The following is a 14,590-nucleotide window of genomic DNA, read 5'->3' as shown; positions in this document are numbered from 1 at the left end:
CGCTTTATTGATTCGTTGAATTTCCACAAATATTCAAGAGACATTACAAACCTAAATTGTACACTTGAGATTATTGAAAGGAAGATAATAATAGCTCAGTATGAAAAAATGTCCAACAGATCAACAAAACAGTCTGAACTTCCTCCACGATCTAATAGCTCTTCGTCCACCTTATTGCTTCCTAACGTTAGCTTTTACTTAACTATTTCCCTTCTTTTTATTTAGATTTTTGAAACAGCACCTTGAATAATATTGTTGCCATCAAGAAATTCTTCCGACTTTTATAAGAAGAAATGATTCGCTTTAATAATAATTATGATAACTCAACTAGTGAATCAATTTCTTATCATTAACAGTGAAAGACCTTTTTATTTAGCTCTAACCTAGAAATTGTTATAACTGCACATATGGAAAGAATTATTAAATTTTTAAAATAACTGTACAATTATATGACTATGTTATAAAAATGCTTAAATATTCTGAAACGATATTATAGATATGATAACTTTAATCTTGGTGAGGCATGGGGACGCTGAACCTCAAGTTGATGGTAAAGAGGACAAGGACAGAAAACTAGTAAAAAAAGGAGTGAAACAAATGAGAAGAGTGGCTAATTTCTTGGAAGAATTAGGATTTAGCGTAGATAGAATAATTTCCAGTCCGTACTTGAGAGCCTATCAATCTGCCGAAGTTATATTAGAGGAACTCTTCGATGACAATAGTGAGAAAAAAGTTGAAACTTTTGACGATTTGACTCCAGATAAGGAACCTTCTCTATTTTTGGAAAAACTTAAGGATTTTGTTGATAACTCAACAATTCTCTTAGTTGGCCATGAACCGTATTTATCCAGTTTCGTAAAGACGATAAGTGGAGCTAACGTTGAGATTAAGAAAGGTGGAGTTGTAGTTTTAGATTATGATCTGAAGGAAGGAAGAGGGACCTTGAAAATCCTACTCAGCCAGAAAGTTCTTAAGCTGATTTAGATGATATCGGCAGTTATAGATTGTGGCTATAATTCGTTTCGAATGATAGTTTACCAAGTTTTTCGTAACGGAACGTTCAGAGCGCTTGGTTCTTCTAAATCATTCGTTAGAATAGGAGAAGGATTAAAGGAAGGAGACACTATTCCAGAGGAAAAAGTCGAAAAAGCAGAAAGGACTTTTATTATTTTTAAAAGAATATTAAATGGCATAAACGTAGATGAAGTCAAAATAGTTGCTACTAGCGCATTTCGATATGCGGCTAACGGTAACGAGGCTAGGTTAAGGCTAAGTAAAATAATAGAAAATGAAGTTAGAGTAATTTCTGGAGAGGAAGAAGGTAGTTATGCAGCTTTGGGTATGTTAAACACTCTCCCAATTTCTGACGGAATATTTTTCGAATTAGGTGGGGGATCATTGGAAATAGCCGAAGTTACCTCTGGTAATATAATTAGAGTTCATCAATTGCCAATTGGAGCATTGAAACTAGTTAACCTTCCGGAAAGGGAAATTAGGAAAAAGGTATACGATGAGCTCTCAACCATAAATATTAAGAAAGCTAGTACCATAGTTGGCTCAGGAGGGAACGTTAGGGCATTAGCTAAGCTCGATCTCAAGCTTTCTTCTTTTCCGACAAAGTCAATACACGGTTATTTACTATCTTCGAAACAAATTAGTAAATATGCCTCTCTTTTACCTTCACTAGATGATGATAGTAGAAAATCCCTCCCTGGGATAAGTAAGGAAAGGGCTTTAACTATACACTCAGCTTCGGTAATTATTGATGAACTTGTAAAATATCTCAATGGAAGTGATATAGTTGTCTCCCTTTTCGGTATGAGAGAAGGAGTACTAACTGAAGGTAAGAAGTTAGATAAGATGAATTGGCTGGAGGAAATATCATATTCTAATGCAATTGATCCTCCTCTTGGAATTTTTAAAGAGGTAATGAGTGAGGTTGATAGTAAATACTCCTTCTATGTCGCTTCCTCCGCTTTCTTATCCTTAATCTTTAAGATGATTGGGTATTTTAACCCATGTAGGGCTTGCTATAGATTTATCAAGGAATCAGTTTTACCAGGTTTTACTCTAGATGAGGCATTATTAATTGGTTTAATTTGTGAGGCTGCCAATGGGAAAGTTAAGAAAAAACATGTGAAACTTTTAAAGGACGATATTACAAAAAAAGAATTATTAAGTTTTGGAAATATAGTAAAGAATAGTATTGATAAATACGTCGTTGGTGTAAGAGTATGAAGGGTTTATTAATAGCCCTTGAAGGTATAGATGGTTCTGGTAAGTCTAGCCAAGCTGTACTACTTAAAGATTGGATTGAAATGAAAAGGGACGTTTACCTAACTGAGTGGAATTCATCTGACTGGATTCACGATATAATAAAGGAGGCAAAAAAGAAAAATATCCTTACGCCGACCACATTTAGCCTTATTCATGCCACTGATTTTTCAGATAGGTATGAAAGGTTCATCTTACCGATGCTTAAAAGTGGATTTGTCGTTATATGTGATCGATACGTATATACTGCTTACGCCAGAGATGTAGCTAGAAATGTGGATTTTAATTGGGTGAAGAAGTTATACTCTTTTGCGATAAAGCCTAACTTTACGTTCTATATAAGGGTTACACCAGAAGTTGCTTTAGATAGAATTAAAAAATCAAAGAGGAAGATAAAGCCTCAAGAAGCTGGAGTTGATATATTAGGTGAGGTTCCTTTGGAAGAGGGCTTTTTAAAATATCAAGGTATGATTGTAGAAATTTACGATAAAATAGCTAAAGAGGAAAACAACTTCATAGCGATAGATGGAAATAGACCATTAAAGGATGTTCAGATGGATATAAGAAAGATCATGGGTGAATACATTAATGATAATAGCCTTTGAAGGAATTGAAGGGTCTGGTAAAACATCCCATCTAGAGGCTACGAAAAGGTATTTGGAAAAAGGAGGATATGGAGTAATTACATTTGGACTTCAGAAGTCTAAACTAATAGGAGAAAGGATAGCACAAGTTAAAAGAAACATAATATTTGAGAGGAGGACACTATTTTTGGCCTATGTCACAGACTTAGCTGATCAAATTGAAAACTACGTTAAGCCATCAATAGATTCTGGATTTATAGCCCTAGCTGACGGTTATACACTAACGTTGACCTCATGGGGTTTAACTAGGGGATTGGAGAAAGAATGGATAGACGACGTCCTCTCAATACTTCCAAAACCTTCAATCTCCTTACCATTAGTATCAACACCTGATGAAATAGTAAGAAGAATAATAAAGAAAAGAGGCTATTTAGATCCACTAGAAACTGGAATAGACATCTACATAAAGGAGGACATATTCGAAGCCTATAGAGACTATGTTAACAAGTTTCAAGAAGTTTTAATATCAATCTCCCCCAAGGAAAACATAATATACACTGACAAGGAGTTCGATGAAGTACAAAAGGAGATAGTGAAGAGAATTGACAATATCACGGGTTGAGGATTACCTTAATCTACAGTTGAAAAAAGCGTTACAAATAAATGGTATTAGCATTGAGGAAATTCATGATATTAGAGTAGCAGTAAGAAAGTATTTCGATGTACTATATACTATTCATCCAGTATACGAAAACGTTGAGTGCCTATTCTTAGCAAAAGAGGTAATTAGTAAATTAGGAAAGGTAAGAGATATGGATATCTGCGAAATAATAAATGAAGAAAGAGATAAACTAGCCATCAGAGCTACAAAGGAAGTTAGAGGACTCAAAGTTTGTTTTATCAACAATAAGATATATGGGGCTAGACTTGTTATATATAATAGAATTCTCTCTTCTCTACGTCAAATTCAAGATATAACAGACTTCCATGAATTAAGGAAAAACGTAAGGGTGACCAGAAATCTAATTGAGGCTCTAGGCTATGATAACACCGAAATTAAAGCTCTAGCCAAGAAAATGGGAGATATAAGAGATGAGATGCTAAAGATGAGGTGTAGAGGAGTAACTCCTCCAGATATAAACATAAATCAGTTTAAGGAAGAGGCTAAGGGGATAATACTAAAGATAATAGCATCTCAAGACGAGTTCCATCATTTCAAAATCAAAGATAGATATTAATAATAGAAAGGAAATATACCTATCTTGATGATAAAAGTCATTGATGCCCATGTTCATTATCACATATACGCTAGAAAAATTCCTGAACACTGTAAGGAATTCTTAGAGAATGTTGAGGGAACTAAAATGACTTTAAAGAATGATTACGTGGAAATTGAAAAAATCCTTCTTGTTCCCTCGCATCCATGTCATAGTGATGAGTGTTATGATGGTTTTTATATCGATTACGAGGAGAGGAAGAGAAACCCAGATCTTTATCTGCAATGGGGAGAAGTAAATCCGTGGAAATGTGATGTTAGGAGAGAGTTGGATAAACAGTATTCGTTGGGCATTATAGGAATTAAGCTACACCCAATACATCATGCGTTTAAACCTAATGCGTATAGAGAGGAGGAAGGAGGACTAAAACAACTACTTTACATCTATGAATTCGCTGAAGATCATGACTTACCTATCCTAATTCACACTGGGACCAGTATAGGGGTACAAAGTAGAAACAAATATGCTGATCCAATTTACACTGATGACGTTGCAAAGGATTTTCCGAAGCTTAGGATAATCTTAGCACATGCCGGGAGACCATTATGGTATAACACTGCATTTCACATGGCTCGGTTTATACAAAATGTGTTTCTAGAGATCTCATCTATACCCCCTAAGAATATATTGAAAGTATTGCCTAGGTTACACGAGATTTCAGATAAGGTAATTTACGGAAGCGATTTTCCAGCATTTAAAGGACAAGATTTAGCTGAATACGCTTACCAAGTATATAATGTTTTAAAGGATGAGAAGATAATGAGAGATAACGCAAAGAGAATATTGAAAATTGTGTGATATCCTTTTATTATTTATAATGTAAATTATTTTCTACAATTTCTGCACATATAGTGAGTTTATGTTTAATAGTATTTTCCCTATCTATTATGTGTACTACCTCATCTCCCTTAGCTAAAAACCAGTCAGAAATTATCTTTCTATGGCAATTCCAAGGAGACTTCTCAGCACACATTATCACCTTTATTTTATTAATTCTCCTAATCTCCTCTAATGTCTCAATAGCCTTTTCATTAGTTAAAATATAGATTGCATAAGCTCTAAAACCCTCACTCTTAAAGCACTTTCCAATATCTATATTTTCAACATCTTTTCCGATTTTCCTATACCCTCCTAACTGTTCCTTCCATAAATATTTTATTCCATTTTCTTCCAAAGATGTTTTGAGATTTTCCTTGTTAAAGTGTGGATACCTAGAACTTTTAGGCCATCTCCTCACATCTATTAGTATCTCGACATTAAATTTCTTTAATATTTCAATAAACTCATCTAGGCTCCTATTTGAATGACCTATAGTTAACAACATTATTCGATACCTAAATCACTTATAATTTTCATTGCAGCGTTTCTTCCAGGTATTCCAGTGACTTGTCCACCTGGATAAGTTCCAGAACCAGTGACGTATAAGTTTTTGACTGGAGTAGTGTATCCCCAACCTTTAACTGGTCTACCATCAAATAAGTATTCAGTATACATCGGCATGTGATTCATATCTCCGAAGGGAACATTGTATTCACTCTCGAGTTTATAAGCGTCTAATTCATCAACATATATCACCTCCTTTTCCAGACCCGGGAAGAACTCTTTAGCTTCTTCATAACTGCCCATTATTGTCATCACATGACCTCCTAGGCTGTTATCAACAGCTGAAGGAATAGTAACTTCACCAAATGGTAACGTAAATAAGGTATCTAAATGACTTCTCATGTAATCCGGTAGGCCTGGTAGTTTTCTTAACACTAGAGTATATCTCTTCCAACCGGGCCTAAACTCTGGATGATGAACCTTGAGCAATCCGTTAGTTAACTTGTTTAGCAAGACTGGGCTTGCAGCATTAATCACTATTTTACTCTCAATAATTTTATCATCATTAGTTCTTACTCCAGTCGCCACGTTATCCTTTATAATAATCTCATCCACCCTTGTATTGAATATGAAGTTAACGCCCAACTGCTTAGCTCTATTCATTAATATTTCTCCTACTTTTCCCATTCCTCCCTTCACTATCTTCCAATCAAGGCTAAAATAATATGCTACAACATATGCTGGTAAATCGTACATAAAGCCATATGAGAAATATGGTTGGAATTCTTCATCCAAATATTCGTTCAAGAACTTTCTAGCTGGTTGAGTGAATATTTCAAGCTCAGTTCCTTCTACCGCTTTTACAAAATCCTCAAAGGAGGGTGGCTTAGTAACGTATTGCATTTCGTTTTCAATCTTCTCCTTAATCTTGAACAGTAATTCCTCCATTTTAGGGTATTTGGTTTGACCTAGTCGCTTAAACTCCTCAAGCCTTTTCTCTTTATTTCTCCATATATTCACAATCTTTCCCTCTTCAGTAACAAAAACATCAGCAACATCTGAATCAACCACAGGGAAAACTACTCCTAATTCCTGTTGAATTCTTTTAGGAAATAGACCTAACACATATGAGGCTCTACTATATTTTACTCCTTTATATTCTGCAGTATCACTCATTCCACCGGGTCTGTTTCTGGCCTCGATGACTAGTACCTTAAGTCCCTTTTGAGCTAAATATATTGAGGAAACTAGACCATTATGGCCGGCACCGATAATTACTACATCATATTTCATAACATACTTATATTGTTGAGGAACAAATTAAAGTTACGTCAGAGATCTGGCATTCTTCCCTATTCACTTTAAATAATTAGTTTTCAATCACTTACTTTCTCGGATTTGAGTTCACCTCATGGAATAAGAAACATCTCTCAAAGCGTACCAGACATACATAAATCGTTTTAGCGTAAGAATTACGTCTATGACTTAAAAAGTTTTAAGTAATCTTCACTCTCTAAAACTTTTTGTCCTATTTCATTATAACTTAACTAGATATTGTTAAGGAGTTAGTAGTAAATACATAGATTCGCCCCGATAACTTAGCCTCTATCCGTTTGTTTCTTATCACCTATAAAAAGTGATTATCTCATAAGGAGATACTAATGAAAAGTATCATATTTAATCATACAATTAAAATATCGTACCTATCATTGGTCAAATTGCAAATGAATGTGAGTATGGACGTGCTTTACCCCCAAAAACATTTTAATCCCATGTTAAAGGTTAAAATGGAGTGGTATAATGATATTCGAGGAAGAAGAGGACTTATGGGAAGAAGAGGAAGATTGGGACGAGGAAGAAGAGGACTTATGGGAAGAAGAGGAAGAAGAGTGGTAAAGCAAGAAGGAAAAAGTTTTTTTACCAAAATATTAGTTAGAGATTATTGAAACTGAAAAAAGAGTAATAAGCTTTCTTAACATATAGATAAGATGTGAAGAAACCGAAAGTCATATTAGGCCTTATAAAGAGCTTATTGGAAAATAACGGGCATCTTACATCCCGAGAACTCCCCAGATCTAAGAAGGTTTCTACGAACCAATTATACAAGGCTATATTAACACTGAGCAAGTTAGGACTAATTCAAATTGACGGAGAATTGAGTAATAATAGATTTGAGCTTCACTTGGTTCGAGAGCCCCAGTTCCTCAATCTTGAACAGAAAGTTAAAGTTATCTTTTATGAAGATAAGAGTAAAACTAAAAGCTTTAAATTTCATACTGTTGCATTAAAGAATAGCATAGCTTCTATTGAAGATAGTAGTTACTGGTCAATTGATGATAAGGTTAAAACTAAACTAAAAGTCTATAAGCCTAAAAGGGAGTTTGGTAAAATAGTTGTGGAGAAGATCGAACTAGGAGTTCAAAAAGCATACATTAAATTAACATTAAATCCTCCGACGAGAGCAGGAGAGAAAATAATCCACGGATTTAAAGTAATCCAGTCAAATTACTTCACATTTACTCAAAAGGAAACCATAGAAAGATATGGAGACCCCGAAATGATGGACGGTTTATCAGTGATGCAACCAACTTTGCTTGCTACATTAGAAATTAGGTTCCCTGAGAGTTATAGATTTATAGATGTAAAAGCCGAAAAGTACGATTTAGTAATAATTGATGGTCCTCAAATACCTTCTCCCATAAGAGATCATCGCTTGATTATTGAGAGAAATAGGATTATTCTAAAACTAGTTTACCCAAGTTTTGGCTATTATTTTATTTCTTGGAAAGCTGCTCAATAATTATACAAATTTAGAAACATTTTAATAGTGATACGATTGTATATAAAGTGATGAACTATAGTGAAATAGAATATAAAGGCCTGAGCTATTTGAGGAGGAGCAATATTGAAATAATTATCATAATATTAATTGAGTTGCTCGCAGTATTATTCACCTACGTCATGGAATATCTAGGTTTACCCACTCCACTACAAGACTTTTTAGTATTACTACCTTCCTCAGCAATATCGACATTATTGATAATCCTAACATATCTCGATATCCAGCGAGGTTTTTATACATTAAGAAAGGCAGAGGTAAATATTGGGTTAGGGAATGTACTCTCATCCTTATTCCTAATATTATCAATATTAGCTATTATTGGAGTTGTCATATACGCATTGTCTTTAGTGTTGAATGGCACAACAAGTTCAATACTTAGCCCAATACAGACATTATTGGAGTTATTTGCATTTATAACGTTTATAATGTTGGGATTTTCGTATAGGTTAGTCGGAGATCACTATAGAAATAATCACTTATCAATAGGAGGAATTATTTTAATTTTAGGGGTAATTATATTCATCTTTAAACTAGAATATGGTGGACTTTTGGCGTTTATAGGCTTAATTATTACGTATATAGGACTTGGTAACTTATCAGCCGTGAAAAAGCCCGTTACTGCTACACCTTCAACTCAGGCCTCTTCTACTTCTTCTACTAATATTTCAGATGCAACACAACCATCAGCTCAACCACCAGTTACACCTTCTACTAATGTTTCAAGCAGTTCTCCTATGCCTAATATTACTGTGCATAGCGGAATATTGAGAAGTAATGGAGAAGCGTTTATTGAGGTCTCCTCTGATATTGAAGATCAAATTCTTAGTTCTACTATTCTAAATACAGATTACTTTACAAATGAGATCATGCCAAAAACAATATCTAAAGGTTATAATTTCATAAAAATAAAGTTTAATATTAATTTACAACAATTTATAGCTGGTAACACTTACGTAATTAGACTAGTTCTAGCAAGTGGAGCAAATGTAGATATCAACGTTGTTTTCAAAGCTTAATTACTTCTCCCACAATTCAATAATCTCTTTATTTGATAATACAAGCATCAGTTTTTGCATATTTAATAATGATCTCTCATGTGCTTCCTTATCAGCTGATGATACAGCTTCCTTAGCAATAACTGGTATAAAACCTAAAGCTTGTGCATGTCTTGCTGAGGTTTCTACTCCAATATCTGTAGCTATTCCAGTAAAGACTATTGAAGAAATACCAGCATTCCTTAACATTAGCTCGAAATTTGTTCCCACAAATATACTTGGAGTGTTTTTCCTTAAGATTACATCTCCTTCTTTCGGATAAACTTCCTTGTAAATGTCACCGGGATTAAAGGAACGTCTGATTTTAGGCTGGAATCTCTCGGGAAAAGGTGTAATCATTGTATAAACTATTGGCACGTTATACTTTCTCGCAGATTCTATCAATTCCTTTAATTTCGAAATAAATTCGGTCTTGTTGAAGATTGAATTTACTAATGCTTCTTGAACATCCCATACTACTAATACAGAATTGTTCCTGTTTATTAACTTCTTTATTTCGTCCGCGTTGAAGAAAGACATATAATAAAATTTCATTAATACACTAAAAGTTTAACTACTTACAAACGAGATAGAAAGCTAATGAAGAGCTTGAAACTTTTAATTAGCAATAAAATCGAGCTAGAGCTTCGTCACCTAATCTAAAAGGAAATCTTACACCGTTAAGATTATCTTTATTGAGAGAGTGTCTAACTCTCTATTAATATTGTACTCTTCTCGTAAAATATTTAACGCTTAACTACAAAGATTTAATAATGATAGATTTTCATTTTCATGCTCCTGTTAAAGAGTTTCTAGATTTTTTAGGAGAATACGCAGATCCTGCTATTAAGTACTTTAATGCAAAAGTGGAAATCAAGGGATTAAAGGAAACCTTAGACTATTACGAGTCTTTAGGGATAAAAAGATTTGTCGTATTACCAATAGATTCAACAACGTTTTTAGGCAGAAGAATTCCAAATCATGTGGTTAATCTAGATGATAGGATTGTGAAATTTATTTCCATCGATCCATTAAAGCCAAACGCTGTTGAGGAACTAAAAAAAGCAATAAAGGAATTTGAGCCAATAGGTATTAAACTTCATCCTCAGTTGCAAAATTTCCATCCGTTGGACGAGAGAGCATTAAAACTTTACGAGATAATTGATAGTCACGGACTAGTAGTTGTTTTTCACACTGGTACATCTGGTATTGGGGCCGGAGTAAAATCGAGTATTAGATTAGATTATGGTAGACCAATTTATTTTGATGAAATAGCAGTGAGATATCAGCAAATGAAAATCGTATTAGCACATTTTGGTTGGCCGTGGACTGAAGAGGCAATTGCAATCGCATTGCATAAACCTAACATTTATTTAGATCTTTCCGGTTGGGCTCCAAGATATATTCCGCAGACAATTTGGAACAATGCGAAAAGGCTTAGCGATAAATTATTGTTTGGCTCAGATTTCCCTCTAATAAGGCCTGAACGTTGGATAGATGAGTTCAAGAGTGTAAATTTAAGTCAAGATATCAAGGATAAAATACTGAAGTATAACGCTGAGAAGCTAATCAATAAGAATTAGTTTTTTATCTTCTTAAAAAATATTTACAATACGATTAATATTAAAAAATAATAATAGTTTAACCTATTTCTTCTGCTCTTATATTACTCACTGGTCTCCAACCTATTCCGTAAGCTATTGCAGTACCAATTATTCCGATAGCTAAGTTAATGAGAGTTGATAATACTCCTATATACATTGGTCCTAGTGGCGTTAAGAAAGACGAGGTTTTAAGTGGTCCAAAATGATTGGCCAATAATGTTAAATATATACCGCTAAACATTCCTCCTACCCAACCTCCTACTAACGCATAACCGTTTAGCTTGTTAGTGTAAAGACCTAAGAACACTGAAGGTAAAGTTTGTAAAATAATTATACCACCTAATAATTGTAGCTGTATGGCGTACGTTGAAGGCGTAGCGAATACTAGAGCTAAGGCTAAAAATTTAAATGCAGTGGATATCCATTTGGCTAAGGCTGATTCTGTACCAGGAGTCATATTAGGTTTAAACTCCTTTATGATGTTCCTAGTAAGCAGATTAGCTGCTCCAATTGCCATTATAGCTGCGGGAACTAGACCTCCTATGAAAATTCCCAACAACGCTATTCCAACAAACCAATCTGGCATTGAATATCCTATCAGAGCTGGAACCGCTACCGCACCAGAATGCGTTTTAGCGATAAAGTTAATTACATTAGGGTTAGCGTAGACCAGAATTCCAAATAAGGCTATAATTGCTAGTATGATAGAATAAAAAGGTTGTAATGATAGTGATAATTTAAGGGATTTTTTAGAATCTGAACTCACGCTTGCATTTACGGCATGAGGATATAGATAAAGGGCAAATGCACTCCCAATAGCTAAGGAAATATAAGCAGTTTGTGCAGCCAAGGTATTAGGTAAATAGTTATAGAAAATTGGTTTATGAACGTTATTTAATGCTAAGTTAATCTGTGAGCTCAATGTTTGAGCATTATGAAAGGCAGTTGAGAATCCTCCAAAGGCTAATGGGACGTAAATTACAATACTTATTACTGTTCCTAAAATTATGATATCCTTATATACCGCAGTTAACGCTGCACCTCTAAGACCACTGGTAAATACGAATGCTGCCAAAATTATAAATGCTACTAAAAGGCTTAAGTCACTTGCTAATGAAACGTTACTGACTCCCATACCTAGCAATAATATAAGTAATGCTACTTGCATACCCACTATTTGTAATGCTATATAAGGTAATTCAGCCACTACTCCAGTTATAGCAACAAGGCCAGCCAGAATCTTATTGTTAAATCTATCCTTAACGAAATCAGCTGCTGTAATATATCCTCGGTTTCTAGCAATTGTCCATAGTCTAGGCATGAAGAGGAGGGCTATGAATGGTGTGACCGCAGAATAGAAGGCAGCAAAAAATCCGACTGGACCACTGGCTAAGACTAGAGATGGGACTGCAATGAACGTATACGCTGTATATAAGTCTGCAGTGAGGAGAAACCACATTAAATATGGTCCTAATCTTCTTCCTGCTAATGCCCATTCATGAAGCTTTGATAAGTCTCCTCTTCTCCATCTACTTCCATAAAAGCCTAAATATACAAAAATTACAAATAAAATTATAAACAGTGCTACTGAAATGATTGAAACGTGTAGCCCGTCCATGCTCTCAATCCCTTATAACCATTACGATTGCGGTGAATACAAGGGCCCCTATTGGCATTAATATAATTTGATACCAGTAAAATAGTGGTAATCCTAGAAGCGTTGGATCGTTTTTTGAATAAAGTGGCAGTAGAGAGTATAATGTTATGAAGATTAGGGCTAAAATCCCAACTATGACATAAAACTTTCCTGCCATTTATGTAATAATGTAAAAATCTTCTTTTTAAGCTTTACTTTTTTAAATAGTACAATTGTTGATTTTAAACTTATAATGTAATATCTAAGACATAAGTGAGCAATCCATAAAATAAATAACTAGGATTTAAGAGATATTACCGATCAGTCTAAGGTACTCCTTCACTGTCTCTCTTCCTTTATCAGTAATTTTCACAAATGTCCTTACACCATTTACTGTAAAACCCTTTTTAATTATTGCTAGACCCTCTTCTTCTAAGATTTGCAAATGCATTAATAAGGAGCTTTTAGGAATTTGGGAGTACTCCAGTAATTCAGAGAACGTCATTTGACCAAAAGTATGCAAGGCTATTAGAATAGCTAGTCTAACCGAATTATTTAAGGCTCTGTTATTCAAGAATTGAATTAGCTCTTTGATTCTCTCCTCTTCACTATTCAATAGCAGACACCTCTAATAAAGAATTGATAGAAGCGTAGAACCAAGCTATTTCGAAAGCTATAAACAGCGGATAAAGTGTTTGAGATACGACCCCTAAAGGAACTAATAAAAGTGCGAAAATTGCTATAAGGTCATAATATTTAGGATCTACTAGTTTATATTTTGAATAGAGGAAACGATATAATAAATATACAATAAAGATCACATATATATAATATGATAACACAAAATATGCTATATCTAGATTAAATCTTGAGACTAAAAGAAATGATATAAATAGCATTATTATAAGTAGAATCATTATTACGTAACCAATCCTTGCCATTCCATAGTCTTTTCCACCAATAAGTTTTACATAGTCAACATTAATACTTCCAAAGATCTTAACGGTAAAATAAGCAAAAGGAATTACTAAAATAATGGGAATAAGTCCATATAGAAGAGCAATGTTAATATTTAGAGAATCTAAAATCGCATAGATAAAGCTCAGAATCAGACTATAAAATCCCCAGACTGCATAATATATACCTAATACTTTTCTGGACTTTTTCTTGATTAAGATTCTAGCAAAGTTATTAGCATCCTTAACTAAGTCCTTATAGCTCATTCAAACTACACCATAAATTCGATCTATACTGCCTAAATTAGTTAATTTAGCCCCCATCTGGGTACTTTTAACAAATGATATCTTTCTCCCGTCATGAAGCTGTATGGTTAGTATAGAGTTTTCTACATCACCTTCAACTACGTTAGCCTCAATCAGATCAGCAACTGAAATTGGACCGTAAATCCTTCCATTGATTAGAATATAGGAGTCCCAATCCTTAAATTCCTTTAATTGATCCAACTCATGCGTTGTTACAATACCTTCTTCAAAATACTCCTTTAGCCATTTGGCTATAACCACTCTTCTAGCGGGATCTAAATTTTCAAATGGCTCGTCTATTAATGCAATCTTTGGGTTTGTAGATAAGGCTAAGGCTAATCTAACTATTGACGATTGCCCAGCTGAGAGCTTATATAAAGGCTTATTTATAACTTGCTCAAACAGTCTAACCTCCTTTAGTAGTCTGCTAAACATATTAACATCCAAATTCTTAATCTCCTCAAATATATATACAATATCCTTAACCTTTATACCTATACTATACACTTCCACAAGATTCGTTGAAAGATTTGAATAATTCCTTATTTTCCTCACTTCATTACCATCAACGTAAATGTAACCCTCATAAGATAGTAATCCACATGTTGCCTTTATGATGCTAGTTTTACCTGAACCATTTGGTCCCAGCATAATACTTCTATTATCGATTCTCAAATTAACTCCTTGAAATAATACGCTATCAAAGATTATTCCAAAATCTTTATACTCTAGCATATGAACCTATCTTTACCTC

Annotated in this window: 17 protein-coding genes; 9 read left to right on the top strand and 8 right to left on the bottom strand. The window is 34.1% G+C overall.

Annotated elements, in window-relative coordinates:
• The first annotated feature begins 498 nt into the window (after window positions 1-498).
• From sixA to GFS03_RS03385, 6 genes are read left to right on the top strand one after another with little or no spacing between them, the layout of a single operon-like run.
• Window positions 499-984, top strand: a complete 486-nt coding sequence (gene sixA, locus GFS03_RS03410) for a phosphohistidine phosphatase SixA (RefSeq protein ID WP_153422526.1) — start codon at window positions 499-501, stop codon at window positions 982-984.
• Window positions 985-2,238 carry a Ppx/GppA phosphatase family protein gene (locus GFS03_RS03405; protein ID WP_153422525.1) on the top strand — a complete coding sequence of 418 codons (1,254 nt, stop codon included), beginning with the start codon at window positions 985-987 and terminating at the stop codon, window positions 2,236-2,238. It begins immediately after the preceding gene.
• On the top strand, window positions 2,235-2,879 hold the full coding sequence (gene tmk / locus GFS03_RS03400) for a dTMP kinase (protein WP_153422524.1): 645 nt from the start codon (window positions 2,235-2,237) through the stop codon (window positions 2,877-2,879). Before GFS03_RS03405 ends, tmk begins: the two co-directional genes overlap by 4 nt.
• Complete coding sequence (locus GFS03_RS03395; RefSeq protein WP_153422523.1) at window positions 2,863-3,480, top strand: dTMP kinase; 618 nt, start codon at window positions 2,863-2,865, stop codon at window positions 3,478-3,480. Before tmk ends, GFS03_RS03395 begins: the two co-directional genes overlap by 17 nt.
• Entirely contained in the window at window positions 3,461-4,096 is a 636-nt protein-coding gene (locus GFS03_RS03390; RefSeq protein WP_153422522.1) for a CHAD domain-containing protein, read from the top strand. Before GFS03_RS03395 ends, GFS03_RS03390 begins: the two co-directional genes overlap by 20 nt.
• Before the next feature lie 27 nt (window positions 4,097-4,123).
• Window positions 4,124-4,933, top strand: coding sequence for an amidohydrolase family protein (locus GFS03_RS03385; RefSeq protein WP_153422521.1), 810 nt, complete (start codon window positions 4,124-4,126; stop codon window positions 4,931-4,933).
• 10 nt (window positions 4,934-4,943) lie between these two features.
• Here GFS03_RS03385 and GFS03_RS03380 read toward each other — a convergent pair whose 3' ends face one another.
• Together GFS03_RS03380 and GFS03_RS03375 are read right to left on the bottom strand one after the other, a co-directional pair.
• Entirely contained in the window at window positions 4,944-5,459 is a 516-nt protein-coding gene (locus GFS03_RS03380; protein ID WP_153422520.1) for a DUF488 family protein, read from the bottom strand.
• On the bottom strand, window positions 5,459-6,751 hold the full coding sequence (locus GFS03_RS03375; protein ID WP_153422519.1) for a phytoene desaturase family protein: 1,293 nt from the start codon (window positions 6,749-6,751) through the stop codon (window positions 5,459-5,461). The genes GFS03_RS03380 and GFS03_RS03375 overlap by 1 nt, the downstream gene beginning before the upstream one ends.
• A 697-nt stretch (window positions 6,752-7,448) precedes the next feature.
• Between GFS03_RS03375 and GFS03_RS03365 the strand changes: the two genes are divergently transcribed.
• Window positions 7,449-8,258: a hypothetical protein gene (locus tag GFS03_RS03365; protein ID WP_153422518.1), complete on the top strand. Its 810-nt coding sequence runs from the start codon at window positions 7,449-7,451 to the stop codon at window positions 8,256-8,258.
• A gap of 47 nt (window positions 8,259-8,305) precedes the next feature.
• Window positions 8,306-9,316: a DUF973 family protein gene (locus GFS03_RS03360; RefSeq protein ID WP_153422517.1), complete on the top strand. Its 1,011-nt coding sequence runs from the start codon at window positions 8,306-8,308 to the stop codon at window positions 9,314-9,316.
• Here the strand turns inward: GFS03_RS03360 and GFS03_RS03355 are convergent, their stop codons facing one another.
• A complete protein-coding gene (locus tag GFS03_RS03355) occupies window positions 9,317-9,874 on the bottom strand; it encodes an isochorismatase family cysteine hydrolase (protein WP_153422516.1) in 558 nt (185 codons plus the stop codon).
• A 233-nt stretch (window positions 9,875-10,107) separates the two neighbouring features.
• Between GFS03_RS03355 and GFS03_RS03350 the strand changes: the two genes are divergently transcribed.
• Window positions 10,108-10,917 carry an amidohydrolase family protein gene (locus GFS03_RS03350; protein ID WP_153422515.1) on the top strand — a complete coding sequence of 270 codons (810 nt, stop codon included), beginning with the start codon at window positions 10,108-10,110 and terminating at the stop codon, window positions 10,915-10,917.
• Window positions 10,918-10,975: 58 nt separating this feature from the next.
• Here the strand turns inward: GFS03_RS03350 and GFS03_RS03345 are convergent, their stop codons facing one another.
• The 5 genes from GFS03_RS03345 to GFS03_RS03325 all read right to left on the bottom strand — a co-directional run bounded on the left by GFS03_RS03345 (window position 10,976) and on the right by GFS03_RS03325 (window position 14,571).
• Entirely contained in the window at window positions 10,976-12,556 is a 1,581-nt protein-coding gene (locus GFS03_RS03345; RefSeq protein ID WP_153422514.1) for a sodium:solute symporter family protein, read from the bottom strand.
• Window positions 12,557-12,560: 4 nt separating this feature from the next.
• Window positions 12,561-12,752: a DUF3311 domain-containing protein gene (locus GFS03_RS03340; RefSeq protein WP_153422513.1), complete on the bottom strand. Its 192-nt coding sequence runs from the start codon at window positions 12,750-12,752 to the stop codon at window positions 12,561-12,563.
• Window positions 12,753-12,878: 126 nt separating this feature from the next.
• Window positions 12,879-13,190 carry a winged helix-turn-helix domain-containing protein gene (locus tag GFS03_RS03335; protein ID WP_153422512.1) on the bottom strand — a complete coding sequence of 104 codons (312 nt, stop codon included), beginning with the start codon at window positions 13,188-13,190 and terminating at the stop codon, window positions 12,879-12,881.
• Window positions 13,183-13,797: a hypothetical protein gene (locus tag GFS03_RS03330; RefSeq protein ID WP_153422511.1), complete on the bottom strand. Its 615-nt coding sequence runs from the start codon at window positions 13,795-13,797 to the stop codon at window positions 13,183-13,185. The genes GFS03_RS03335 and GFS03_RS03330 overlap by 8 nt, the downstream gene beginning before the upstream one ends.
• Entirely contained in the window at window positions 13,798-14,571 is a 774-nt protein-coding gene (locus tag GFS03_RS03325) for an ATP-binding cassette domain-containing protein (RefSeq protein ID WP_153422510.1), read from the bottom strand. It abuts the gene before it with no gap.
• Between the last annotated feature and the right edge of the window lie 19 nt (window positions 14,572-14,590).

It is taken from the genome of Sulfolobus sp. E5-1-F, assembly GCF_009601705.1.
In the GTDB taxonomy this organism is placed as follows: Archaea; Thermoproteota; Thermoprotei_A; order Sulfolobales; family Sulfolobaceae; genus Saccharolobus.
The sequence above is the reverse complement of the archived record's forward strand: the minus strand, read 5'-3'. Positions and strand labels throughout refer to the sequence as shown.